This is a genomic window from Dechloromonas agitata is5 (assembly GCF_000519045.1).
GTDB classification, from domain to species: Bacteria; Pseudomonadota; Gammaproteobacteria; order Burkholderiales; family Rhodocyclaceae; genus Azonexus; species Azonexus agitatus.
This window is the reverse complement of the sequence record NZ_KI912532.1, coordinates 1,460,804-1,486,948: the sequence shown is the minus strand read 5'-3', so window position 1 is coordinate 1,486,948 and position 26,145 is coordinate 1,460,804. Positions and strand designations below refer to the sequence as shown.

At 66.0% G+C, this 26,145-nt stretch carries 18 protein-coding genes; 12 read left to right on the top strand and 6 right to left on the bottom strand.

What is annotated here, in order from left to right:
- Positions 1-28 precede the first annotated feature (28 nt).
- From K420_RS0107310 to K420_RS0107300, 3 genes are all read right to left on the bottom strand, one after another.
- Positions 29-514, bottom strand: coding sequence for a WbuC family cupin fold metalloprotein (locus K420_RS0107310; protein WP_198293816.1), 486 nt, complete (start codon positions 512-514; stop codon positions 29-31).
- Complete coding sequence (gene dnaE, locus K420_RS0107305) at positions 511-3,984, bottom strand: DNA polymerase III subunit alpha (protein WP_027457504.1); 3,474 nt, start codon at positions 3,982-3,984, stop codon at positions 511-513. The genes K420_RS0107310 and dnaE overlap by 4 nt, the downstream gene beginning before the upstream one ends.
- A 188-nt stretch (positions 3,985-4,172) precedes the next feature.
- Positions 4,173-4,616 carry a MarR family winged helix-turn-helix transcriptional regulator gene (locus tag K420_RS0107300; protein ID WP_035854591.1) on the bottom strand — a complete coding sequence of 148 codons (444 nt, stop codon included), beginning with the start codon at positions 4,614-4,616 and terminating at the stop codon, positions 4,173-4,175.
- 96 nt (positions 4,617-4,712) lie between these two features.
- Here K420_RS0107300 and K420_RS18395 point away from each other — a divergent pair, with 96 nt between their 5' ends.
- Positions 4,713-5,276 (top strand): Yip1 family protein, encoded by a 564-nt coding sequence (locus K420_RS18395; RefSeq protein WP_157275040.1) that lies wholly within the window; start codon positions 4,713-4,715, stop codon positions 5,274-5,276.
- Positions 5,277-5,427: 151 nt separating this feature from the next.
- Here the strand turns inward: K420_RS18395 and K420_RS0107290 are convergent, their stop codons facing one another.
- The gene (locus tag K420_RS0107290) at positions 5,428-6,399 is read right to left on the bottom strand and encodes an SGNH/GDSL hydrolase family protein (protein WP_084019589.1); all 972 of its coding nucleotides are present in this window, start codon (positions 6,397-6,399) and stop codon (positions 5,428-5,430) included.
- A 183-nt stretch (positions 6,400-6,582) separates the two neighbouring features.
- On the opposite strand from K420_RS0107290, the gene K420_RS0107285 reads away from it, so the two are divergent.
- Complete coding sequence (locus K420_RS0107285) at positions 6,583-7,371, top strand: enoyl-CoA hydratase (protein ID WP_027457501.1); 789 nt, start codon at positions 6,583-6,585, stop codon at positions 7,369-7,371.
- Positions 7,372-7,389: 18 nt separating this feature from the next.
- Here K420_RS0107285 and K420_RS0107280 read toward each other — a convergent pair whose 3' ends face one another.
- Together K420_RS0107280 and K420_RS0107275 are read right to left on the bottom strand one after the other, a co-directional pair.
- Entirely contained in the window at positions 7,390-8,076 is a 687-nt protein-coding gene (locus K420_RS0107280) for a 2-phosphosulfolactate phosphatase (protein ID WP_027457500.1), read from the bottom strand.
- A gap of 74 nt (positions 8,077-8,150) precedes the next feature.
- Positions 8,151-9,590 carry a phage tail sheath family protein gene (locus K420_RS0107275; RefSeq protein WP_027457499.1) on the bottom strand — a complete coding sequence of 480 codons (1,440 nt, stop codon included), beginning with the start codon at positions 9,588-9,590 and terminating at the stop codon, positions 8,151-8,153.
- A gap of 271 nt (positions 9,591-9,861) precedes the next feature.
- Between K420_RS0107275 and K420_RS0107270 the strand changes: the two genes are divergently transcribed.
- The 10 genes from K420_RS0107270 (at position 9,862) to K420_RS0107225 (ending at position 26,091) form a co-directional block, all read left to right on the top strand.
- Positions 9,862-10,695: a caspase family protein gene (locus tag K420_RS0107270; RefSeq protein ID WP_027457498.1), complete on the top strand. Its 834-nt coding sequence runs from the start codon at positions 9,862-9,864 to the stop codon at positions 10,693-10,695.
- A gap of 44 nt (positions 10,696-10,739) precedes the next feature.
- Positions 10,740-16,154, top strand: a complete 5,415-nt coding sequence (locus K420_RS0107265; RefSeq protein ID WP_027457497.1) for a DUF7379 domain-containing protein — start codon at positions 10,740-10,742, stop codon at positions 16,152-16,154.
- Positions 16,151-16,819, top strand: coding sequence for a D-Ala-D-Ala carboxypeptidase family metallohydrolase (locus K420_RS0107260; RefSeq protein ID WP_027457496.1), 669 nt, complete (start codon positions 16,151-16,153; stop codon positions 16,817-16,819). The genes K420_RS0107265 and K420_RS0107260 overlap by 4 nt, the downstream gene beginning before the upstream one ends.
- A gap of 7 nt (positions 16,820-16,826) precedes the next feature.
- Positions 16,827-18,380, top strand: a complete 1,554-nt coding sequence (locus K420_RS0107255; protein WP_027457495.1) for a hypothetical protein — start codon at positions 16,827-16,829, stop codon at positions 18,378-18,380.
- An 89-nt stretch (positions 18,381-18,469) separates the two neighbouring features.
- A complete protein-coding gene (locus K420_RS0107250; protein ID WP_027457494.1) occupies positions 18,470-18,721 on the top strand; it encodes a hypothetical protein in 252 nt (83 codons plus the stop codon).
- Positions 18,718-20,166: a DegQ family serine endoprotease gene (locus tag K420_RS0107245; protein WP_027457493.1), complete on the top strand. Its 1,449-nt coding sequence runs from the start codon at positions 18,718-18,720 to the stop codon at positions 20,164-20,166. The genes K420_RS0107250 and K420_RS0107245 overlap by 4 nt, the downstream gene beginning before the upstream one ends.
- Positions 20,167-20,472: 306 nt before the next feature.
- Positions 20,473-22,728, top strand: coding sequence for a methyl-accepting chemotaxis protein (locus tag K420_RS0107240; RefSeq protein WP_198293815.1), 2,256 nt, complete (start codon positions 20,473-20,475; stop codon positions 22,726-22,728).
- 196 nt (positions 22,729-22,924) lie between these two features.
- Positions 22,925-24,238, top strand: a complete 1,314-nt coding sequence (locus tag K420_RS0107235; RefSeq protein ID WP_027457491.1) for a DUF3422 family protein — start codon at positions 22,925-22,927, stop codon at positions 24,236-24,238.
- A gap of 38 nt (positions 24,239-24,276) precedes the next feature.
- A complete protein-coding gene (locus K420_RS0107230; protein WP_027457490.1) occupies positions 24,277-25,209 on the top strand; it encodes a phosphoribosylaminoimidazolesuccinocarboxamide synthase in 933 nt (310 codons plus the stop codon).
- 108 nt (positions 25,210-25,317) lie between these two features.
- Entirely contained in the window at positions 25,318-26,091 is a 774-nt protein-coding gene (locus K420_RS0107225; protein WP_051453005.1) for a DUF2189 domain-containing protein, read from the top strand.
- Positions 26,092-26,145 lie beyond the last annotated feature (54 nt).

Below are 26,145 nucleotides of genomic sequence, written 5' to 3'. Positions count from 1 at the left end.
CGCCTTCGTCATTTCCGGAAACCGGTGTTCAGTCGCAGAGCGGCCCGGCGCAACGCTCCATCAGGCCCTCCAGGTAAGTCGCCGCCTCGCCGCTGCCCTCGGCCGGCGCCCAGGCGGCTCTTTCATCCGCCGAAACCGGCACATAGGGCCCGGCCTTGGCTTCGAAGAAGACCGTCCCCGTCTCCAGCGCAAAAACGGTGTGATAGACGCCATGCGGGATATCGATCCCGAGCGACTCACCGCCGGCGCACAAGACATGGCAACGCCCGGGCTGGCCCGCCGCTTCGAAGAACACGACGCCCAGGCTGCCCCGCAGCACGAGCAGGGTTTCGTCCTTGTCGGGATTGAGATGGCGGTGCGGAGGCACGTAGGAGCCGGGCTCGATGGCGATCAGCAGGCGATGCGCCGGAGAGGCATCATCCGGATGAAAGTTGCGATGCACCCGCAAGCGCGGCGCTTGGCGGGCGGCGCCGATCAAGTCGGCGAGCAAGGACTGGTCGATCAATCGAATCATGCGTACACGATCTCCACGTTATCCGGCTGCAGCCAACCGTTCAGCGCCTCGAGTAAGGCATCGTCAAGTTTCACCCGCAGCGTGTCACCCAAGACCATTTCGCATTCGGCCACGGCATTGCGATAACGCACGCGAACCGGTGCCGGGCCGGGAGCAAAAGGCGAGAGCAGCGACTTCAGCTTGGCGGCATCCGACTGGCCGTTCATCTTGAGCAGCAGGTGGCGGGCGAAACGGGCGCGCGCCTCGCCCAAGGTCATCAGGCGCTCGGCGACCACGGCGTTGCCGCCGGAGAATTCGTCGTAACGCACCTTGCCTTCGATGACCAGCACCTCGTCGGTGACGATCTTGTCGCGCTCGGCCTCGAACAGTTCGTTGAACACCGACACCTCGACCATGGCCGTGCCGTCGTCGAGCTGCACAAACAGCATCTTGCCGCGCCGGGTCATCTGGGTGCGGATGCCGACCACGATGCCGGCAATGAAGGTGAACTCCTTGGCCGGTTCCAGCCGGCAGAGCGGCCGCTTGATGAAGCGCGACAACTCCCGCTTGCGCGAGTTGTAGGGATGGCCGGAGAAAAAGAAACCCAGGGCGGTCTTCTCCTCCATCAACTGGGTCTTTTCATCCCAGGGGCGGACATTGACGTATTCCGGCGCGTGTTCCTCGGCGACATCGGCGATATCGAACAGGCTGGTCTGCAGCGCATCGCGCTCGGCCTGCTCGGCAAAATCCATCGCCACGCCCACGGTTGCCAGCAGCTTGTGGCGATCCGGCACCGGGTTGTCGCCGGCCGTGCGTGGCGCAATGCTGTCGAAGGCGCCGGCGCGGATCAACGCCTCAATGGTGCGGCGATTGACCATGCGCTTGTCGCAGCGCTGGCAGAAATCGAACAGGTCCTTGAACGGGCCGCCTTCCTCGCGCGCCTTGAGGATCACGTTGACCGCCTGCTCGCCGGTGCCCTTGACCGCCCCCAGGCCGTAGCGGATGGTTTCCCGATCGACCGGCTCAAAACGGTACTGCGAGGCATTCACATCCGGCCCGAGCATCTTCACCTTGTTGGCGATGGTGTCTTCGTAGAAGATCTTCACCGTGTCGGTGTTGTCCATGTCGGACGACAGCGTCGCCGCCATGAAGGCCGCGCAGTGGTAACGCTTGAGCCAGGCCGTGTGATAGGTGACGACGGCGTAGGCGGCGGTGTGCGACTTGTTGAAGCCATACTCCGCGAATTTGGTCATCAGGTCGAACAACTGCTCAGCCAACGCCGGATCGTAGCCGCGCTCCTTGGCGCCGGCGGCGATGGTCTCGCGGTGCTTGGCCATCTCCTCGGGCTTCTTCTTGCCCATCGCCCGGCGCAGCATGTCGGCGCCACCCAGCGTATAGCCACCGATGATCTGCGAAATCTGCATCACCTGTTCCTGGTACACGATGACCCCGTAGGTCGGCTCGAGACAGGCTTTCAGGTCCGGGTGGAAATAATCGATGGCCTGCTGGCCCTTCTTGCGCAGGATGAAGTCATCCACCATCCCGGAGCCGAGCGGGCCGGGACGGTAGAGCGCCAGCACGGCGATAATGTCTTCGAAACGGTCCGGCGCCAGCTTCTTCAGCAGCTTCTTCATGCCTTCCGATTCGACCTGGAAGATCGCCGTCGTGTTGGCGTCCTTCAGGATCTGGTAGGCACCGGGGTCTTCGAAGCCGAGCGACATCAGGTCGAGCTTCTCGCCAGTCATCCGCTCGATGTACTTCAGTGCCAGTTCGATAATCGTCAGGTTGCGCAGGCCGAGGAAGTCGAACTTCACCAAGCCGGCCTTCTCGACGTCGTCCTTGTCGAACTGCGAGACCGGCGACGCGTCGGCACCGGTCGCCTGGTAGATCGGGCAGAAATCGGTGATCTTGCCCGGTGCGATCAGCACGCCGCCGGCGTGCATGCCGATGTTGCGGGTCAAGTCTTCCAGGCGGCCGGCCAGGTCGAACAGTTCACGGATGGTTTCGCCATCCTGCTCGTCGGCCATCATTTCCTTCAACGCTGGTTCCTGCTCCAGCGCTTCGGCCAGCGAGACCGGCTTGTTCTGGACGATCGGGATCAGCTTGGAAATGCGGTCGCACATCGAATACGGCAGACCGAACACGCGACCGACGTCGCGGATGACCGCCTTCGACGACATGGTGCCGAAGGTGGCGATCTGCGACACCGCTTGGGCGCCGTAGCGTTGGCGGACGTATTCGATGACGCGCCAGCGGTTGTCCTGGCAGAAGTCGATATCGAAGTCGGGCATCGAGACCCGCTCCGGATTCAGGAAGCGCTCGAACAGCAGGGCATAGGCCAGCGGGTCGAGGTCGGTAATGCGCAGCGAATAGGCGACCAGAGAGCCGGCGCCAGAACCCCGACCGGGGCCGACCGGCACGCCGTTCTGCTTGCCCCAGTTGATGAAGTCCGCCACGATCAGGAAGTAACCCGGGAAGCCCATCTGCAGGATGGTCTTGCACTCGAAGTCGAGGCGCGCATCGTATTCCGGCCGGCGCTGAGCGCGCACTTCCGGGTCAGGATAAAGTTCGGACAGGCGCACTTCCAGGCCAGCCTTGGCTTCCTGCACCAGGAAGTCGTCGAGCGTCATGCCGTCCGGCGTCGGGAACTGCGGCAGGAAGTTCTTGCCCAGCGTCAGCTCGATGTTGCAGCGCTTGGCAATTTCCAGCGTGTTTTCGAGGGCTTCCGGCAGGTCGGCGAACAGTTCCGCCATCTCGTCCTGCGACTTGAAATACTGCTCCGGCGTGTAGATCTTCGGCCGCCGCGTGTCACCCAGCACATACCCCTCGGCGATGCAGACGCGGGCCTCGTGCGCCTGGAAATCGTCCGGCTTCATGAACTGGATGGGGTGGGTCGCGACCAGCGGAATCCCCGTTTCACCCGCCAGATCGGCCGTCTGCTGGACGATGGCCTCCTGCTGCGGCTGGCCGTAACGCTGCACCTCCAGATAAAAAGCGCCGGGGAAGATGGCCTCCCAGGCCTTGGCCCGCTCGGAGGCGAGGTCGAAATTGCCGTTCAGCAAGGCTTCGCCGACATCACCGAGATGCGCGCCGGACAGCGCGATCAGCCCATCACAGCCGATCTCGGCAAACCACTCGCGGCGGATTTCCGCCCGGTCGCGCCGGCCCTCGACCAGATAGGCCTTGGTCAGCAACTCGCATAACTGCTGGTAGCCCCGGCGGTTACGTACGAGCAGCAGCAGCCGATAGGCATCCTCGGGCGCCTCCGGATTGGCGATCCAGCAATCCGCCCCGGCAATCGGCTTGACGCCTTTGCCGCGCGCCCCGGTGTAGAACTTGACCAGACCGAACAGGTTGGCCAGGTCGGTCAGGGCCATGGCCGGCATGCCATCGCCGGCGGCGCGCTTGACGGCATCGCCGATGCGGACGATGCCGTCGGTGACCGAATATTCCGAGTGCAGGCGAAGATGTATGAAGCGAGGGGAGGCCATCGGCTCGGCAAAAAAATGGGGAACGGCATTTTACCGCGGCGCCGGCGCCCGGGCACCGCCGATCGCCGGCATGTTAGCGTGCAGCATGCCGCCCACGCCGCGCCCGCTTGCCCACCTGCCGCCGGCCTGATCACCAAGGGGCTGCTGCTCGCATCGTCATCCCGACTTACCGAAGCCGGCGTGCCCCTTCAGGCGCCGCCATCGGCGTCAAGCCAGCCCGGCAGCGAGAACTCCTGCCGCAAATGCTGCAGTTCGGGCTGGTGTTCAGCCGCCAGCCGATAAACGATGGCCTCGCCCTTCGGTGTCAGGTGCACCTCGACCTGCCGCCGATCATCCCGCCCGACCCGCCGCTCGACCAACCCGGCCAGTTCGCAGCGGCTGACCAGAGCGACGACGCCATTATGGCGCGCCTGCAACCGCTCGGCCAACTCGCCGATGTTAGCCCAGGAGCGCTCCGGAAAACCCTGCAAATGGAGCAGCAACTGGTACTGCAAGGGCGTGATGCGCGCCTTCCGGCAGATATCCTCGCTGACCCGCATGAACACCCGCAATTGGAAACGGAAGTGGGAAAGGCGCTCCAGGTCGCGTTTTTCCAGCTTGATACCGGGACCGGAAAGTTTCCTTGTATTCATGTCATTGCTCGTCTATGTTGGATATATCACGGTGTGATATTAATTACCCCGGCGCGCTTCCGTGAGTAACCGGGAAAACAACCAAAGGAGTTGATCATGCTCGCCTCCCCTTCTCACCATGAATCATCGCAGTTCAAAATCGCCTGGAGGTTTCTCGACCGGGTTCATCCTTCGCTCTTCAAAACCTTCTTCCTGCTCGTTCTGCCGCTGTCGATGCTGCCACCAGCCATGCTCTATTATGCGGGCACTTACCACGGCGACGCTTTCGCGAGTGGCTTTTCCGGCCGCAACTGGGGCATGATCGCGGGCCTGTTCCTGCTGGCCGAACTGGCGACGGTCTCCGTCATGGGTTACATCATCCGCTGGATTGCCCGCCTGAACGGTGCCGAAGTCAGCCCGCAGAATGCCCAGATGCTGGCCTTCGCCGCACCCATCCCGCTCTGGCTGTCGTCCTTGAGCCTGCTTTACCCGAGCTTCTTCTTTTCCGTTGCCGTCTGCTGCATCGCCTTCGCCATCTCCTGCCTGATCGTCTTCCACGGCGTCGAAGTGCTGCTGCAGATTGACGAAGATGTGACCGCAGCCAACATCGCCTACGGCATCATGGGAATCGGGATGATCGCCTGGGCACTGTTGCTCATCATCGTCATCCCGATTGGCTGAGCATCGGGCCACGGCAGGCTGATGACTCTCAGGAAGCGCCGGCCGGCCACCGCGAGGTGGCGGCTGACGCTTGATTTTTCAGGCCAGTTCCGTGCACCGACGACCCACGGCCTGAACCGGCGCGGCGCAAGCCAGGCCGGCGGCCTACGAATCAGGACCGACGCTGGCGGCCGATGGCCAGGCCGAGCAGGGCCACCGCCAGCAGGGCAAGGGAACCCGGCTCCGGAATGGCGGCCACAGCGAGGCGGGCCATGATCTGGTGGCCAGCCGTCGTCGGGTGGATGCCGTCCCAGAAGAAATAGCGGTCCGGGTCGCACGTCGGCGCCGCCGCACAGGCATCGCTGGCGTTGGCCAGGCCGTAGGCGGCGGGGTTGCTCACGATGTCGTTCAGCCCGGCATAGGCATCGAACAGGATCAGGCCATCGGTCACGCTGGCCGGCAAATAGGCGGCAAAGGCCATGGCCAGCGCCTGGTTCATTGTCGCGACGAGCATGCTGGCGCCTTGCGCTGCACCGACGCCCTGGGCGGTCACGGCCGGCACCCGACCGAGATCGGTGATGTTCCAGACCAGGAAATGCTCGGCACCCAGCGCTGCCAGGTTACCGATCATGCCGACCAGCCCCTGCACATAGCCCTGAATGCGTGTTGCGTAGTCTCCACCGGTCACATAGAGGTCGAGGACATCACGCGCATCGTTGCCACCCCCCTCGATCACGTACAAGGTGTTGGCATTCACCGTATTGGCCGACAAATACTGCCCCATCTGCGCCTGCAGGCTGGGAACCGGGCTGGCACCGGCGACCCGCGCGCCGCCGTAGGCGTAATTGCTGCCACCGAGCAGGGAGGGGGCCAGGCTCATACCCAGGCTGTTGGCGAAATATTCCGTCCACACCGGGCCGTTGCTGTAGCGGTTCGAGTCGTATGGCAAATCCGGCACGCCGGCGCCCACCGTCAGGCCATCGCTGCGCGCACCACCATAATAGGTGTCGGCAATCACGGCATTGTTGCCGCCGTCGGCCAGGCTGTCCCCAAACACGACCAGATTGCTGTACGGCAGGGCCAGCGCGCTCGTCGCCCAAAACAACATTGCGGCCAACGCTCCCTTGACGGGTTTCAATTTCATCTTGTTCTCCTCGATGTGGATGGATCGCGTCTTCCGCCAGGGGCGGCATGACAACGGGAAGACGCGATTATCCCCGAAAAGATGCCAACGGTCTTGCCACAAGGCGCCTATCCTCTTGGCCCACACACTCCGCCTGCGCTAATCTGCCAGCTTGATCAAAGCAACAAGAACCGGAGACCAAGCATGAACCAAGAAGAAGCCCTCGTCCTGCGCCACGACCGTGCCGACGGACTGACCACGCTGACCCTGAATCGCCCCAACGCCTTCAATTCGTTGTCGAAAGAACTGCTCAGCGCATTGCAGGCGGAACTGGACGCCATCGCCGCCAGCGACACGGTGCGCGTCGTGGTCGTCGCCGGCGCCGGCAAGGCCTTCTGCTCGGGCCACGACCTGAAGGAAATGCGCGCCAATCACAGCAAGGCCTACATGCAGGCGCTGTTCAAGCAATGCGGCGACCTGATGCTGAGCATCACCCGGATGCCGCACCCCGTCATCGCCCGCATCCACGGCATCGCCACGGCGGCCGGCTGCCAACTGGTGTCGATGTGCGATCTGGCGGTGGCGGCCGATGTCGCCAAGTTTGCCGTGTCCGGGATCAACGTCGGCCTCTTCTGCTCCACCCCGGCCGTCGGCCTGGCGCGCAACCTGGGGCGCAAGGCGGCGCTCGAAATGCTGCTCACCGGCGAGTTCATCGACGCGATGGAAGCCAAGGCCAAGGGCCTGGTCAACCGCGTCGTGCCGCTCGATGCGCTGGACGCCGAAATCGAGCGCTTGGCCGGCAGCATCCTGGCCAAGAGCGCCGTTGCCGTGAAAATGGGCAAGGGCATGTTCTACAAGCAACTGGAGATGGGGCTGGAGGACGCCTACGCCTACGCCGCCGAGGTAATGGCCTGCAACATGATGAGCGAGGATGCCGGCGAAGGCATCGACGCCTTCATGCAGAAGCGCAAGCCGGTTTATAGCGGGCGCTAAAACCGGACGGCCGGCAGCTTACCGGATGACCAGCCGGTCGTCGGCGCGGCTGACCGGCATGGCAAAATCGAAGTAGTCGGCCTGCGCCGCCAGGTCGAGGTCGGCCAGTGGCAGGTTCGGCCAGGTGCCGGCCGTGAAGCGGCGGCCGAAGTCGGAATCCCGCACGCGCTGTTCGAAGCAGGCCGGATCGCAGGCCTGGCCGGTGAGCAGGGCCTCGATGTAATCGGCGCAGGCGACATCCTCATCGCCATCGCGATCCACCCACTCGCCGGTAATCACGAAACAGACCTCGTCCGCCCCCTCGGCCCGGATGGCTTCCGCCGTGGCGCGGGCGCAGACCAGGCTGGCGGCGTAGAGGCGACGGGCCCGCTGGAAGCGTTGCAGGCCGCGGACACCGGCCGCCGTGGTCATCACGACATCCTTGCCGCGCAGATCGGCACGTTGCAGTTGCGAGGGCGAATTGCCGAAATCGAAGCCTTCGACTGGATCGCCGCCGCCAATGGCACCGATCGACACCGCCCCAGGCAGATCGCCGAGCAGGCTGATCGCCCCCGCGATGCCTTCGACCGGATAGACGGCACGAGCCCCGATGGAAAGCGCCACGGCCGCCGTGGTGAAGGAACGCAAGGTGTCGATGACGACGGCCGTTCCGCTGACGGCGGGCTGGTTCTGCAGGCGATTCAGGTAGATGCGCGAAAACTTCATGGCGGTGCGAGGCTGGCCCGGCGGACGTTTCCAGCATACCCGCTCGCCCTGCCCGCTGCCAAGCGGCTTTCGGCTCAACTCTCCGACATCTGCAACATGCTGCGCAGGACGATGAATTCGGCCGGGCGCACCAAGGCCAAGCCGATTTCGAAGATCAGGCGGCCAGCGGCGATATCCTGGGCCGTCATCGTTTGGCCAAGGCCGCAGCGGACGAAGAACGCCTCCTCCGGCCGCGACCCCAGCAGGGCGCCCGCGCGCCACTGTGCAACCAGGTAGCTGTCGACCGTGGCAGACAGGCGGTGCCAGGTGGCGGCGTCGTTCGGCTCGAAGACGAACGATTCGGCCGCCTGGCGGATCGAGGTTTCGACCATATTGCAGAAGCGGCGCACGGAAACATAACGCCATTCGGCATCATTGCCGGCCAGCGTGCGGCCCCCCCAGACCAGCCAGCCCCGGCCGGGAAACTGCCGGATGGCGTTGATCGACTTGCCGGCAGCCGTATCGCTATTCAGCGCTGCCTGCTCGCCTTCGGTGTAGTCGACGAACAGGCCGGCGATGCCATTGACCACGATATTGGCCGGCGCCTTCCAGACACCCCGCTCGCGATCCACCCGGGCGTAAATGCCGGCGATGGCGCCACTCGGCGGGCAGGCGACGGTCGTCCCGGCAACTCCCTGAACGATGCTGCGGTAGGCCGCGAAACTGGCGAGCAGGGCGCGCTCCAGGCGGGCGATTTCCTTCGCTGCCCCCGGATGAAGGGGCTCCGCGAGCAGGGCATCAAGCCGGAGCAACAGGTCGACAACGGCCGGTTCTTTGGTCAATTGGCGCAGGCTGACCGGTTCGCCCTGGCGTGCGATCCTGGTGCGCAGATCGGCGTAGCGAACGGTATTTTCCCGATGAATCATCAGCCACGGTGCATAGGCCGCACCATGACGCAGGTGAAGCGAGCCGACATACCGGCGGAAGGCAGCGCCACTGCGGTCATCCCGGCCCAGGTCGACGAGCGCGAAGCGTGGCGGCCATTCGGCGCAGCGGGCGAGCATCACCTGGTGCAGGCGGCCACGCGCTGCCTCATCCAGGCCAGCCGCATCCGGCACGACGAGCAGCGACGCATCGGGAAGCGAAGCAAGGGCCGACAGGCCGCCGAGCAGCCGCTCGCCATCGACCTGACCGCTGGCGGCAAAGGCGCCGACCGAGACGACGCAGCAGTCGCCGCCCCCGTTGGCGTAGAACAGGCGCAGCGCATCGTACAGGCAGTAATCCGTCGCAATCGTCGCCGACCGGAATCGGCCAGCCTTGTCGACTTCCACCTTGCCGACCCGGCACGGCGACCACTTGCCAAAACCGATCTCGAACTCGGCCAGCGAACGGATGCGCTGCGGCACGCCGGGCGTTTCGCCGGCCTGGGCGGTGTAGCCAATGAAGAGCGGCACGGCAGTCGCAGCGTCGGTCACTGCCGGCGGCAAGCCAGTGAGTTCCTCGACATAGACACCGGGCATCCGGTATTCAGGCATTGCGCACCTCCTTCCCCGAGCCGGGAAGTAAATCACAGCCCCTGCCCATTGTCATGCACAACAGGCGCCTTGTCGCCTGATGGCGACAATTTCAGCACCATTGACCGCACGTTGGTATCCCGATCGCAGAAAGCCATTCCACGCACGATGCCTTTGTACTAAACTCAAACAACGTTTCAACAGCTTTCAGTTGCACGCTCCGCTTCATACGGTTGCTGCACATTGCCGGCAACCCTCCGCTTCACCCACTGAACACGGAAGGAGACGCACCATGGCCAGGAAAGCCCTCTGCATCGGCATCAACAACTACCCCGGCACCGGCATGGACCTGCAGGGCTGCGTCAACGACGCAACCGACTGGGCGGCTGAACTGACCGCCCGCGGCTTCCAGGTTGCCAGCCTGCTCGACGAGCAGGCCACCAAGGCGGCCATGATGAAGGCCATGGGTGACTTGATCGGCAAGGCCAGCAAGGGCGACACGCTGGTCATCACCTTCTCCGGGCACGGCACCTACCAGCCGGATACCGATGGTGACGAAGTGGACGGCCTCGACGAAGCCCTTTGCCCCTACGACCTGCAGATCCAGGGCGAGGCACTGACCGACGACGAAATCCACACCCTGTTCCTGACCCGCAAATCCGGCGTGCGCATCGTGCTGATCTCCGACTCCTGCCATTCCGGCACCGTGACCCGCGCCGCCAAGGCTGAAAAGGATGCGGACAGCCGGCCGCGCTTCATGCCCATGGGCAACTGGCTGCCCGACAAATTGCTGCCGAAGAACCGCGCCGGCAAGGTGGCCGCCACGATGACCGGGCCGGTTGGCACGTCGCCCCTGGCTGCGGCCTGCTCCAACGCGCTGGGCGACCTGCTGCTCTCCGGCTGCAAGGAAGGCCCCAACAATTTCAGCTACGACGCCCGCATCAAGGGCCGCTTCAACGGCGCCTTCACCCACTACGCGCTCAAGGCCCTGAAGAGCATGAAGCCCGGCGCCACCTACGCCGACTGGCACAAAGCCATCACCAAGTACCTGCCGTCGGCGAGCTATCCCCAATCGCCGCAACTCGTCGGCAGCACCGGGGCGCGCAAGGGCAAGATCTTCGAATAAGCAGCAGCGACAACAAACAACCGGCGTGACCGGAGGAGGGCATCATGTCCCAACAGAGCTTCAAGCTGCGCGGCCAGCGCGAAGAGATTCGCCGCCGCGGCGTCAGCGGCCCGCAACCGCTGTTCCGCCTGACGCCGGGCACCGCCCGTGACGGCGCGGGCGACACGGTCGAGGTCAGCGGCGATACCGTCGTCCGCGTCGAACTCGACAACGGCTTCGTGCTGTGGAGCCGCATGGACGACCTGTCCCGCGACTTCGGTACGCCACCGGCCCGCGATGGCGACGGCAGTTGGGAAATCAGCCGCCTGACGCCGCGCAGGGCAGCCGCCAGCGAACGCGGCCTGGCCGGGCTGGCCGTGCGCATCCTCGATTTTTTCGGCATCGATCTCGCCGAAAAATCCGCCGCCGCCCTCGGCGAGCATTTCGAGGAGAAGCTCATCGGCAAGCACCCGCCGGGCCTCTACCGTCTCGACCTGGCCGGCGAATTTGCCCTCAAGCCGGTGGCCGACGACGAGGCCATCCCGGCCGATGCCGGCCCCCTCCTCGTTTTCCTGCACGGCACCGCCTCGTCGGCCGAAGGCAGCTTCGGCAAGCTGTGGGATGGCGGCAACCTCGAAGGCGCCCGCCTGCGCCAGAGCCTTCTGCCACTCTACGGCGACCGCGTTTTCGCACTGGAACACCGCACCCTGACGCAAAGCCCGATCGACAATGCCTTGGCCCTCGCCAGGCGCCTGCCGGCCGGCGCCGACGTGCATCTGGTCAGCCACTCGCGCGGCGGGCTGGTGGGCGAAGTGCTCTGTCTGGCCGATTGCGCCGACCTCGCCAAAGTCCTGAATCCCGACCAGGTACAGACCCTGTTCGCCGCCGACCGCACCCTCGCTCCGCAACTCGGCCTGATGCCCCTGAGCGAGGTCCAGATGAAGGCACGCGACGCCGCCTACGACGCCGACCGCCAGCGCCTGCTCGACCTGGTCGCCGAACTCGAGAGGAAACAGTTGCGCATCGGCCGCTTCGTTCGTGTCGCCTGCCCGGCGCGTGGCACGACGCTGGCTTCCGGCCGCCTCGACCGCTGGCTGTCGGTTCTTGATTACGTTGCCACGGCCGCCACCGGCGGTGGTCTGTTCACCGACGGCCTCGACTTCCTGCTCGCCGTGGTCAAGGAACGCACCGACCCGCGCACCCTGCCTGGCGTCGAGGCGATGATGCCCGGCTCGGCGCTGACCCGCCTGCTCAATGCAACGCCCGAGCTGGTGACCAGCGCCGACCTGTCGATCATCGCCGGCGACATCGAGGCCGGCGACGGCCTGTGGAACACGCTGAAGGTCCTGGCCACCGACTGGTTCTACCGGAACGAGCACGACCTCGTCGTCGATACCGCCTCCATGCTCGGTGGCCTGCCGCGACTCAGCGGCGCAGCGCGCTATCGCCAGGATCAGGGGCCGAAGGTCAATCACTTCCGCTATTTCACCAACGACCAGAGCGTGCGCTGGCTGAGCGCCGGGCTCTCCCGCGCCGACGGCGACAATGCCGGCTTCCAGAGTCTCGCCCCCAAGCCGGCCGCCGCACCGCGCTGCGCCGCCGCCATCGCCCGCAGCCGGGGCGGCAACAAGCCGCGCCCGATTGCCGTCGTCCTGCCCGGCACCATGGGCAGCGAGCTGGTCGCCGGCGACGACCCGGTCTGGCTGAACTACTGGGCGCTGCTCAAGGGCGGCCTGAAGAAGATCGCCATGGGTCGCGAGGGCATTGCACCGGTCGGGTTGGTCGACCAGTTCTACGGGCCGCTGGTCGAATTCCTGGCGCGCAGCCATCAAGTCGAGATCTTCCCCTACGACTGGCGCTTCTCGGTACGCAAGGCGGCCGCCCGGCTGGTCGGCACGCTGGAGCCGCTGGTCGCCCAGGCCGAACGCTCGGGGCAGCCGTTCCGCCTGGTCGCCCACTCGATGGGCGGACTGGTGGTGCGCTCGATGATCGCCGATGGCGGCGCCGGCACGGCGCTGTGGAAGCGCATCACCCAGCTGCCAGGCAGTCGCTTCCTGATGCTCGGCACCCCCAACCTCGGCTCCTACGAAGCCGTACGCTGGCTAACCGGCTTCAACCCGACGCAGGCCAAGCTGAGCCTGCTCGACATCACGCAAAGCACCGACCAGATCATCAACCTGGTGGCGCGTTACCCCGGCCTGCTCGAACTGCTGCCCTTCGCACCGGACGACCCCGACTTCACCGATACCGCGCGCTGGCAGAAGCTGCGCCAGGACCTCGGCGCCCGCTGGGACACCGCCCAGGCCGCCGACCTGCAGGAAGCCGGCGCCACCTGGAAATTCCTCAAGGCGGCCGTGCCCGATCCGCGCTTCATGGCCTACGTGGCGGGCTGCCAGCCGGTTACCGTCATCGACTACCAGCTGACGCCGGGCGAAGTGCTGTTCCGCCCCGATCTCAAGCGCCTCGAATTCATCGCCACCCGCGAGGGCGACGGCACCGTGGCCTGGTCGTCCGGCCGACTGCCCGGCGTACCGGTGTGGTACGTCGACAACACGGCCCACGACTGCCTGTGCGCCCAGCCCAAGGCCTTCCCGGCCTACCTCGACATCCTGGTCAACGGCCAGACCACACTGCTGCCGAGCAGCCCGCCAGCCCGCGCCCGGGCTGCCGCGGGTGAAGCGCGCTTCGTGCTGCCGGCCGCCCCGCCGGCCGATGGCATCCCGGGGCCAGAGGACATCGCCGGCTTCGGCTTCTCCGGCCAGCTGCCGGACGCGATGGCGGGTGAGCGCGCCACGCCGGTCATCACCGTCAGCATCCGCCACGGCAACCTGACCTACGCCCGCCACCCGGTGCTGGTCGGCCACTACCAAGGCGACACGGTGGTCAGCGCCGAAGCCGCGCTCGACCGCCAGCTGGGCGGCCACCTGACGCGCCGCCTCGATCTCGGCATCTATCCCGGCCCGCTCGGCAGTCACAGCGTTTTCCTCAACGATTCGCCGGTCGCCAAGCCGATGGGTGCCATCGTCGTCGGCCTCGGCGAAATCGGCAGCCTCAGCCCGGGCCAGCTCGAAGCCTCCGTCCGCGACGCGCTGCTCGACTATGCGCTGAAGGTCGCCTACTGGCCGGATGCCCGCTTCGGCGAAGCCGGCCGGCCGCGCTCGGCGGCGGTCACCTGCCTGCTCGTCGGCACTGGTGGCGGCGGGTTGCCGGTCGGTGATTCGGTGGAGGCCATGCTGCGCGCCGCCGTCGCCGCCAACCAGACGCTGGCCAACCAGGAACTCGACGGCCGGGTGCTGATCGACCGCCTCGAACTGCTCGAACTGTACGAGGACGTCGCCATCTCGGCCGCGGAAGCCCTCGGCCGTGTATTGCAGAACGAAACGCTGGCCAACGCCGTCACCTGGCCGGCCGGCGCCGTCGAAACCGCCCAGGCCGGGCGCCGCCGGGTGCGCTTCGATACCGCCAACGAGTGGTACCAGCGCCTCGAAATCGTCCGCCAGGAGGACAAGCTGCGCTTCCTCTTCCCGACCGACAAGGCACGCGCCGAGGAAACCCTGGCTACCGGGCAACTGGCCCTGGCCGATGCCTTCGTCCAGGCAGCCAGCCGCGATACCGGGCGCAACTCCGAAGCGACCAAGACCCTCTACGAAATGCTGCTGCCGCTGCGCCTGCGCGAACTGGCGCCGCAACAGGGCAACCTCGTCGTCATCGTGGACCGCCAGTCCGCCCGCTACCCGTGGGAACTGCTGGAAAACCGCTGGAGCAACGGCGAACGGCCGCCCTCGGTGGCCGCCGGCTTCGTCCGCCAGTTCCGCACCGACACCTTCCGCCAGCGTCCGCTGCACAGCCCGGGCAACACCGCGCTGGTCATCGGCAACCCGGACCTCCAGGGCTGCCCCGACTTCGCCGACCTACCGGGCGCCCGCGAGGAAGCGCAGGCAGTGGCCGACCAGCTCTCGGGTGAGGGCTACGAGGTCATCGACTGCGTCGACCAGCCAGCCACGCCGATCATGGAGGCCCTGCACAAGAACAGCTGGCGCATCCTGCACCTGGCCGGCCACGGCGTGCACGAGCACCCGGCCGCCACCGGCAAGGTCTCCGGCATGGTCATCGGCCCGAGCAGTTTCCTGACGCCAGGCGACATTGCCCAGATGCGCTATGTGCCGGAACTGGTCTTCATCAACTGCTGCCACCTCGGCCGCGTCGATGGTGCCCGCCCGCTCGACCGCCTGGGCCTGGCCGCCAACCTCGGCGAGGAATTCATCGCCATGGGCGTGCGCGCCGTCATCGCCGCCGGCTGGGCCGTGGACGACCGGGCCGGGCAGGCCTTCGCCGCCACCTTCTACCGCAACATGCTGGCCGGAGAAACCTTCGGCGAAGCCGTGCGCATCGCCCGCGAGGATGTCTGGCTGCGCTTCCCCGATGTGAATACCTGGGGCGCCTACCAGTGCTACGGCGATCCGGATTTCCGCTTCCACCGGGATTCAGCAGCGCCGCACCACAACCAGACGCCCTTTGCCACCGCCCACGAACTAGTCTCCGAACTCGACAACCTGGCAGCCGACCTACGCGCCGGTGCGACCGATGACGCGGAAGGCAAGATCGAGCGGCGACTGGGGCGCATCCCCGCCAACCAGCAGGACGGCTGGCTGGCCCGCGCCGAGGTCCAGGCAGCCTTGGGCCTGGCCTGGGGGGAAGCGCGCCGCTGGCCGGAAGCCATCGCCTGCCTGGAAGCTGCCCTGACCGCGGATAAGGGCGACTGCTCCATGAAGGCGCTGGAGCAGTACGCCAATTTCCGCGTCCGCTACGCTGCCGAGTTGTGGCAAAAGGCAACCCGGCAGGCTGCGGGCAAGCGGGAAAAAGCGCGGCAGGAACAGATCGAACGCATCGAATCAGCCATCCTTGACCTCGATACCCTGTGCCGCCGCGCCCCGACCACTGAGCGCCTGAACCTGCTCGGCAGCGCCTACAAGCGCCTGGCGCTGATCGAGGACGAAGGCCCACGCCGCACCGAAGCGCTGGTCAACATGGCCGAGCACTACCGGTTGGCCTACGAGCGCAAGCGCGACGCCTACGCCTTCACCAACTGGCTGACCGGCAGCCTGCTCACCCGGCAGCGCGGCGAAACGCTGGCCACCGTCGATCCCGCCAGCCAGCAACGCGACCTGGAAGCGCTGCTGCGCGAACTGGCGCAGCGCAACGAGGCCGACCCCAACTTCTGGGACAGCGCCAGCCTGGCCGACCTGCAACTCATCCGCCTGCTCTCGCAACCCGCCGCCCCACCCCGCAAGCGCGGGGACACCAGCCTGCCGCCCGCCATGACCGTCCTCGCCACCTACCGTAACGCCATCGCCCGCGGCGCCAGCCCGCGCGAGGTGTCGTCGGTCGCCGAGCACATCGCCTTTCTGATCGCCCTGTGGTCGCCTGACGACAAGCCGAAACAGCGCATCCTGCAACAGATCCAGGAGAATCTGTCATGAGCCCGCGCCCGAAGAAAGCCCCGGCCGCCGTTGCCCCCAAGGGGCGCCCGATCCGGCGCAGCCAGCCGCGCACCGTGACCGTACCGCGGGACGCCAGCGTCCCCGATTATTCGCGCACCCCGCTCGACGCCATCCCGCTGGCCGGCCTGCCACCGCGCGCGCTGATCGCGCCCAATTTCCGGCTGTACGAGCTGAGCAAATCCGACCTCGCCGCCCGCCTCGGCATCGATAATGGCTTCGCCAGCGAGGCCCATCTGCGCGCCGCCATCCACCTTGCACGTCAGGTGCTGCAACCGATCCGCGACGCCTTCGGCTCCTTCTCGCCGAACAGCGTCTATCGCAGCCAGCGCCTGGAACGCGCCCTGAAGAACAAGCCGGCTTCGTGGCTGAGTACCAGCCAGCACGCCAAGGGCGAGGCCTGCGATATCGAGATCGTCGCCATACCGACGCTGGAACTGGCCGCCTGGGCACGCGACCATCTGGCGGAATTCGACCAGATCATCTGCGAGTGCTACGACCCGGCGAAGGGGCCAAATTCAGGCTGGGTGCACATTTCGCTCAAGCCGCCGGGCGCCGGCACCAACCGCAAGCAATGCCTGAGCTACGTGCGCGACAAGACGAGCGGCCGGCTGGTCTATGTGACCGGGCTGACGGCGATGGCCTGAAGCGCCCATGCTGCCCGGCAAGATCGCCACGCTGCTGGTCATCGCCACCATCCTGTCGGTGATCGGCGCCTTGCTGGTCGCCTGGCGCTACCGTTTGGCAATGCAGGCGCTGATGAAGGCGCCGCTTACCACAACACCGGCAGCGAGCGAGATACCGGCAGCCCGCCTGCCCTACGCCGCCGATGCGGCGCCCGTTCCCGTCACGTTGGCCGACAACCGCCAGGCCGAGCGCCGGCTGATCCTCGCCTTCCTCGGCATCACGCTGGTCATGGCCCTGAGCCGCACCCTGCTCATGCAGCTACTGGCCAACGGGCCGATCACGCTGATCACCGTCAGTACCCTGTGCGCCGCCTACGCCTGGCCGGTGGTGCCGGTCGTCGCGGTGATCCGCCGCTGGTCGCGCTGGCGCTTCGTCGGTGTGCTATTGCTCTGGTTCGTCGCCGCCGTTGCGCTGCTCAGCTGGCGCACCAACGAGAATGTCAGCTTCGCGCAGGTCTTCGGCTGGATGCTGTTCGACATCGGCCTGCCGCTGATTGTTGTCACCGCGCTGTGCCTGGGCAGCGCGACGCGGGCCGTCGCCCCCTGGCTGGCGCCGCTGTTCATCGCCCTGTGCTGGGCTTCGCAAGCCGGCGTCGATCTGCTGGCGGCGCTGGTCGAGGCGCAAAGCCCGATTGCCTTCTGGCTGGCCAGGCAGATCGGGGCCGTCACGGCCATCGCGCTGTTCGCGCTGGCGCCCTGGCTGATCGCCTGGTGGCCGGCCCGGGCGCTCGGCCGCTGGCTGGGCCAAGCCTATGCCGCCCGCCGGATCTCGGAACTGTTCTACCTATTTACTGCGGTCTGGATCATCGCCCTGACCGGTCCGGCCCTGGGCGCCATCGCCAGCGAAGGCTGGGGTGCCCTGCTCTATTTCCTGCCCCTGCTCTGGATACCGCTCGGCGGGCACTTCATGGCCCGGCGCCGGCGCCCCGCCGGCCGGCCACCCACCCTGCTCGTGCTGCGCGTCTTCCGCCAGGATGCCAACGTGCAGGACATCTTCGACCGCGTCATCGAGCGCTGGCGCCTGACTGGCAACACCGTGCTGATCGCCGGCACCGACCTGGCCGAACGCACCATTGACGCCGACGACATCTTCACCTTCCTCGACGGCCGCCTGGCCGAGCGATTCATCCACCGCCCCGCCGATGTCCCCCGTCGGCTCGGCGCCTTCGAGTGGCAGCCGGATGCCGAGGGTCGCTACCGGGTCAACGAATGCTATTGCCACGACACCACCTGGCAACAGGCACTGGCCGAACTGCTCAAGGTCAGCGATGTGGTGCTGATGGATCTGCGCAACTTCGTCGCCGCCAACCAGGGCTGCCTGTACGAGTTGCAGACCCTGGCCGCCACGGCCGGCCGGCTGCGCGTCGTCGTACTGGTCAACGAACGCACCGAAAGGGCCGCGGCCCAGGCCGCCACAGCCCAAGCCCCGGCCGGACGCTTCGTCTGGCTGGCCCAGCAGGGCAGCACGCCCCCCGCCACCGACGCCGTGCTGGCGCCCTTGCTGGCGGCAGACGCGACCTGAAAAACTTGGATACAAATCGTCGCAAAAAGAGCACTTGAAAAAGCCCGGTTTCGCGCAAAACTTGGACGAAAAATCCAAGGAGCTTTTTCATGCAGCCCGAATCCTTCGCCCCCCACAGCCTGACCGCCTTTCTCAGGACGAGCCGCCGGCATTTCGGCCTGACCCCGGCGCCGGCCACCCACCGCGGGCAGCCGCCTGATCGCCTGCGTCCGATGCTGCGTTCCCTCGCCCTCATCGGCTCGCTCGGCACCGCCCTGGCCCAGCCGGCACTGGCCACTGAAGCCGGAGATGCCGCCCAGACCACACCCCCATCCGTTACCCAGGAGAAATCCACGCCATGAAACCCCTGAAGCTGACCGTTGCCGCTGTTGCGGTTGCTGCCGCACTTGGCGGCGCCTACTCCTTCGGCCATCTGCAAGCCATCCCCGACGCGCATGCCACGCCGGCCGCCAGCGTCGCAACGACTACCGTGCCGCCCGTCACCGTCGCGCCGGCGGCCCTGCCCGACATGCGCAGCATCGTCGCTGCCAATGCCCCGGCAGTGGTCAACATCAGCGTGACCGGTACGCGCAAGACGACGAATGGCCCGCAGATCGACCCGGACGACCCGTTCTACCAGTTCTTCCGCCGCTTCGGTGGGCGCCTGCCGCAGGGCGCGACGCCGGTACAGGGCCAGGGTTCCGGCTTCATTGTCAGCGCCGATGGCACCATCCTGACCAACGCCCACGTCGTCGAGGAGGCCGACGAAGTCACGGTCAAGCTCAACGACAAGCGTGAATTCAAGGCTAAGGTCCTCGGCGCCGACAAGACGAGCGACGTGGCCGTACTGAAGATCGCGGCGCAGAACCTGCCAACGGTGCGCATCGGCGCCTCGGCCCAGACCCAGGTTGGCGAGTGGGTGCTCGCCATCGGCTCGCCCTTCGGCTTCGAAAGCAGCGCCAGTGCCGGCATCGTCTCGGCCAAGTCGCGCAGCCTGCCGGACGGCAGCTACGTGCCTTTCATCCAGACCGACGTGGCTGTCAACCCGGGCAACTCCGGCGGCCCGCTGTTCAACATGAATGGCGAGGTGATCGGCATCAACTCGCAGATCTACTCGCGCAGCGGCGGCTACCAGGGCCTGTCCTTCGCCATCCCCATCGAAGTGGCGATGAACATCGAGCGGCAGATCGTCGCCACCGGCAAGGTGCAGCGCGGCAAGCTCGGCGTCAGTATCCAGGACGTCAACCAGGCGCTGGCCGACAGCTTTGGCCTGGCCAAGCCGGCCGGGGCGCTGGTTTCCTCGGTCGAGAAGGGCAGCCCGGCGGCCAAGGCCGGCCTGGAGCCGGGCGATGTGATCCTCGGCATCGACGGCAAGACGCTCGCCTCGGCTGGCGACCTGCCGGCTGCGGTCGCGCTGAAGAAGCCGGGCGAGGCCGCTCGCCTGCAGGTCTGGCGGCAGGGGGCGACGCGCGACATCGAGGTACGCGTCGGCAGCTTCGGCGACGAGAAGGTCGCGAAGCTCGACACGCCGAGCGCCGACAAGGGCCGCCTGGGCGTTGCCGTCCGCCCGCTGACACCGGAAGAGCGGCGCCAGGCCGAAACCAGGGGCGGCCTGCTCGTCGAACAGGCCAACGGGGCCGCGGCGCGGGCCGGGATCCGGCCGGGCGACATCATCCTGTCGGTGAACGGCCAGGCCATCGACAGCGTCGAGCAATTGCGCGGCATCATCGCCAAAGCCGGCAAGAAGGCGGCGATCCTGGTTGAACGCGGCGATTCCCGCCTGTTCGTGCCGGTCGATCTCGGCTGAAGCAAGACCAGCCGGTTTCCTGCGTTCCATGCTCAGCCCCGGATTTCCGGGGCTTTTTTTTGGCTGGGTCTGGCTTGCCCCCCGCCGCCAGCGTCCCTCCGCAAGGTAGCGCCGGGGGCGCAATACAATGAAAGCATTAAATGTGATTCAATCATCAATTCATCAAGGAACTGTGCGTAAAATGGGGTTCAAGGCCTTGGCCCTGACAGTTTTCGAAGTAAATTCCCTTGCAAATACCGTTTCTCAGTCCGTTTCAAAAAACCGGCAAAGGATGAATGGGTGATGGAAACAGGAACAAAATCCGAAATGAAGGTTTCAACCAGGCTGGCGCTGGGCTTCGGTGCCTTGGTATGTCTCATGCTGATCATCGGCGGCTCGGCCTGGTTGGCCATGAACAGCATCACCCACCGGCTGAACGAGGTGATCGAAGACAAGGTACCCAAGCTCGAATGGATTGCCTCGATCAACTACAACGTGCTCGACATCGCCCGAGGGCTGCGCAACGCGCTGCTCGAAGCACAAGATCCGGCCATCATGGAAAAGCACATCACGCAGGTGATGGAGGCGCGCAAACGGATCAAGGAAACGATCGAGAAACTGGAACCGCGCCTCGTGCAGCCCGAGGCCAAGGCCACGATGAAACGTATCCTCGAGGCCCGCAGCGCCTTCGTTGAAGGCCAGGATACGGTCATCCGCCTGCTGCGCGAAAGGAAGAACGAAGAAGCCCGCGACTTCCTGCTCACCGAGATGCGCGAGCGGCAGCGGTTATATGCAGCCGCCACCGGGGAGCTGCAGAAGCTTCAGGAAACCCTGCTCCATGAAACCGGCCATGCCGTCCAGCAGGAGGCCGACCAGGCCAAGCTCATCATGCTGGTATCGCTGCTGGTGGGGGTGCTGGCGGCAGGCGGCATTGCCTGGCTGATTGTGCGCAACCTGGTCAACCGCCTGGGCGGCGAACCGGCGTATGCCGCCGACAGCGTGCTGGCCATCGCCAAGGGCGATCTCTCGGCGAGCATCGTGACGCGGCCGGGGGACACGACCAGCCTGCTGGCTTCGCTCAGTGTCATGCAGGACAGCCTGGCCAAGCTGGTGGCCGAAATCCGCGACATGGTCGAAGCGGCGGCACAAGGCAACTTCGCGCAGCGCATCGATCTCACCGGCAAGCAGGGCTTCGGCCGCGACATCGGCGAGTCGCTCAATCGCCTGGCCGAAACCACCGACACCGGACTCAATGATGTGATGCGCGTGGCCAAGGCGCTGGCCCAGGGCGACCTGACGCAACGCATCGAGAAGAACTACCCCGGCGTTTTCGGTGAAACCGGTCGTTCGGTCAATGCCACGGTCGATGCGCTCAAGCAGATCGTCAGCGACATCGAAGAAATTGCCGAGGCATCGGCCCAGGGCGACTTCAGCGTGCGCGCCGAGGTGGCCGGCAAGCAGGGCTTCGCCCGCGACCTCAGCGTACTGCTCAACCAGCTCTCCGACACCACCGAAAGCGGCCTCAAGGACGTCATGCGCGTCGCCAACACCTTGGCCAACGGCGACCTGACCCAGCGCATCGACAAGGAATACCCCGGCCTGTTCGGCGAAACCCGCCAGGGCATCAACAGCACCGTCGGCAACCTGAGCGAACTGGTGGAGCAGATCAAGCAGGCAGTGGAAGCCATCAACACGGCCGCCAGCGAAATCGCCACGGGCAACCAGGACCTGTCGAGCCGTACCGAAGAACAGGCATCAAGCCTGGAAGAGACGGCGTCGAGCATGGAGCAGCTCAATGCTACGGTAAAGAACAACACGCAGAGCGCCCAGCGGGCCCGGGTGGAAGCCGTTGCGGCGACCGAAGTGGCACGCCGCGGCGGCGATACCGTCCGCACGTCGGCACTCACCATGGCCAGCATTGCCGAAAGCTCGGCCAAGATCGTGGACATCATCGGCGTTATCGACAGCATCGCCTTCCAGACCAACATCCTGGCCCTCAATGCGGCGGTCGAAGCCGCCCGGGCGGGCGAACAGGGGCGCGGCTTCGCGGTCGTCGCCAGCGAAGTGCGCAACCTGGCCCAGCGCTCGGCCGAAGCGGCAAAGGAAATCAAGGTGCTGATCAACGATTCGGTTTCGCGCGTCAAGGAAGGCACGACGCAGGCCGAACTGGCGGGCAGCCAGATGATGGATATCGTCAATGCCATCGATCGGGTCTCCGGCATCATCAACGACATTTCAGACGCCAGCGAGGAGCAGGCCTCGGGCATCGACCAGATTTCGCTGGCCGTGACCCAGATGGATGAAGTCACCCAACAGAATGCCGCCCTCGTCGAGGAAGCTGCGGCCGCGGCCGAATCCTTGCAGGAGCAGGCCGAGCAACTCCGGGGCGCGGTGGCCGTCTTCAAGCTGGAGACGCTGACCGGTAGCCAGCCGATGGCCATCGCCCGAAGCAAACCGGCCGCCCTGCCCAACCTTACCCCGCCTCGGCTCGCTGCCCAACCGAGCAAGGCGCCGCCACTTCGCCAAAGCCCTGCCCCGGCCCAGCACATGGGCGATGACGACGGCGACTGGGCCGAGTTCTGAGCCTCGCCGCCCTCCCCACCTGATTGTCGACAGCACGGGCGGGAGGGCCCTCCCGGGCCGGCCGGCAGGAAGCGGTTGGGCTAGTCTTCGCTAGCCCACGGTTTGCGCGAAACGCCGAAATCCGACGCGAGCGGTAAGCCGATCCCGATACGCTACAATCTGCTGCACCGCACCAACGACATCACCGGCACCGATCATGCACCCTCGCCTCGCGCTTTCCGAACTGCAGGAGCACCCGCTCCGCCAGCGCCTGAACAACGAGTTCCACGCCCGACCACCGGTGCCGCTGGTCGGTGCCATGCTCGTCTCACACCTGGTGTTCAAGCACAGCGCGGAAAAAGCGGCGCAGGCACGCGACAACCTCGGCAAGCTTTGCCAGAGCCATGTCTGCAACGCCATCGAAAGCTCCGACGCGCACCTGATGATCGATACCGGCGCCTTCCGCATGCGCTGGGAACTGCACACGGAATTCTCGAGCTACACCTTCTTCCGCCCGCTGGCGGATGGCGAAGAGTTGAACCCGGACGCCACCGCCTTCGATGCCGTGTACCCCGAGTGGATTTCTGGCATCCCGGGCAAGCTGATCGTTGCCACCCACGTCGAGTTGCGCTCAACCGACGAGATCAGCCCGGACTCCATCCTCGCCAGCCTGACCCCGAACGGCCGCACCATGGTCGCCGCCCGCGTCGCCGACAACGCGGCCTGGATCTTCACCGACTTCAAGATCGACAACGGCTTCTCGCGCTTCCTCGTCCTCAACGCCGGCATGACCCAGCGCCAGACCGGCCGCACGGTGCAGCGCCTGGTCGAGATCGAAACCTACCGGATGATGGCCCTGCTCGGCCTGCCGGTCGCCAAGGAAGTCGGTCGCTGGCTGTACGACGGCGAGAAGCGGCTGGCCGACATGATGGATCGCATCGGCCGGGCCCGCAGCGCCCAGGACGAACGCGACATCCTCGCCGCACTCTCGACGCTGGCGGCCGAAGTCGAGCACTCCGTGGCCCGCACCACCTTCCGCTTCGGTGCCGCACGCGCCTATCACGGACTGGTCATGCAGCGTATCGAGGAACTGCGCGAAACCCGGATTTCCGGCCTGCCGACCTTCTACGAATTCATGCAGCGCCGCCTGCTGCCGGCGATGAACACCTGCGAAGCGATCAGCCGCCGCCAGGAAGAACTCTCCGCCCGCGTCGCCCGCAACAGCCAACTCCTGCGCACCCGCGTCGATATCGAACTGGAGCGCCAGAATCAGGAGCTGCTCGGCCAGATGAACCGCCGCGCCAAGCTGCAACTGCATCTGCAGGAAGCGGTCGAGGGCCTGTCAGTGGTGGTGCTGACCTACTACGGCTCCCAGCTGGTGCAATACATCGCCAAGGGGACGAAGGAATTGCACCATCTGAATACCGACGTGATCACGGCGGTGTCCATTCCGGTGATTGCGGGGGTGGTGGCCTGGGGCACGCGTCGCATGCGCCGGAAACTCGCCGCCGAGGAAGGCGCCTCACATTAATTTATAATGCGCCTTTTGCACTTCTCGGGAACCCGATCGTGACCGCTCCGCTCTTCGAATCCTCCATCAAAAGCCTGCCGCTGATCTCCAAGGGCAAGGTCCGCGACATCTACGCCATCGACGCCGACAAGCTGCTGATCGTCACCACCGACCGCCTGTCCGCCTTCGACGTCATCCTGCCCGACCCCATCCCGCGCAAGGGTGAGGTGCTGCAGGCCGTGGCCAACTTCTGGTTCGAGAAGCTCGGCCACGTCGTCCCCAACCAGTTGACCGGCATCGACCCGGAAACGGTCGTCGCCGACAACGAACGCGAACAGGTGCGCGGCCGGGCCGTCGTCGTCAAGCGCCTGAAGCCGCTGCCGATCGAAGCGGTCGTGCGCGGCTACGTCATCGGATCCGGCTGGAAGGACTACCAGCAGACCGGCGCCATCTGCGGCATCGCGCTGCCGGCCGGGCTCAAGATGGCGGCCAAGCTGCCGGCGCCGATCTTCACGCCGGCCACCAAGGCCGAGGTCGGCGACCACGACGAGAATGTTTCCTACGAGCAGGCTGCCGCCAACTGTGACAAGACGCTGGCCGAGGCCCTCAAGGGCACCGGCAAGACCGGCGCCCAGCTCTGCGCCGAAGCCCGCGACGCCGCCATCCGCTTGTATCAGGAAGCTTCGGACTACGCCGCGACGCGCGGCATCATCATCGCCGACACCAAGTTCGAATTCGGCATCGACGCCGCCGGCACGCTGCACCTGATCGACGAAGCCCTGACCCCGGATTCCTCCCGTTTCTGGCCGGCCGACCAGTACCAGGAAGGCAGCAACCCGCCGTCCTACGACAAGCAGTACGTCCGCGACTACCTGGAAACCCTCGACTGGGGCAAGGTGGCACCCGGTCCGAAGCTGCCGGCCGACGTCATCGCCCGGACCAGCGCCAAGTACATCGAGGCCTTCGAGAAGCTGACCGGCAAAACGCTGTAAGCAGCCCCCACCGCACCCGGAACGCCCGCCACGCGCGGGCGTTTTTTTGCCTGAACCTGGCCGACCGGCTGCAGTCAAACAGGCAGTATTCCACTACTGGAGACTGCCATGAATCCCCTCCCGGAACTGCCCGCCCATGCCCTGCCCTTGCCTGGCGTTCGACGCATCGCGGCAGACCGTCCCCTGCGCTGGCTAAGTGCCGGCTGGCGGGACCTGAAGGCCAATCCCCTACCCTCGCTGGCCTACGGCCTGCTCTTTGCGCTGGCCGGCGACCTGATCATCCTCGCCACACTCGACCGACCGCACCTGCTGACGGTATCGATTTCCGGTTTCTTCCTCGTCGCCCCCCTGCTCGCTGCCGGTCTCAACGAACTAAGCCGACGCACAGCACGCGGGGAGAGAATCCTGTTCATCGACTCCATTCGCTGCTTCCGGCGCAATGGCGAATCGATGGCCCTCTTCGGCCTGATCCTGGCGCTGACCGCGCTACTTTGGGAACGTTTCTCCGCTGTCGCCTTCGCCTTGCTCGGCAGCAGTTCCGGCATCGACGCCGGTGCCTTCATTACCAGCCTGGTCCTGAGCGGCGAGCACACGGCCTTCATCGCCACCTGGTTCGCCCTGGGCGGCCTGCTCGCGCTGGGCGCCTTTGCCATCTCCGTTGTCGCCGTGCCGCTGATGCTCGACCACGACGCCGATGTGCCGACCGCCATCCTGACCAGCCTGCGCGCCTTCGCCACCAGCCCAGGCCCGTTGCTGCTGTGGGCGGCCCTGCTCGTCGGCCTGACCCTGATCGGCTTCGCCACCCTGCTCTTCGGCCTGGTCGTGATCATGCCGATTCTCGGCCACGCCTCGTGGCACGCCTATCGCGACCTAGTAGAATAAGCTGTTGAACGCCAATCCACGGGCGGCGCAGACCGCCCGTTTTTATTGCCCCGA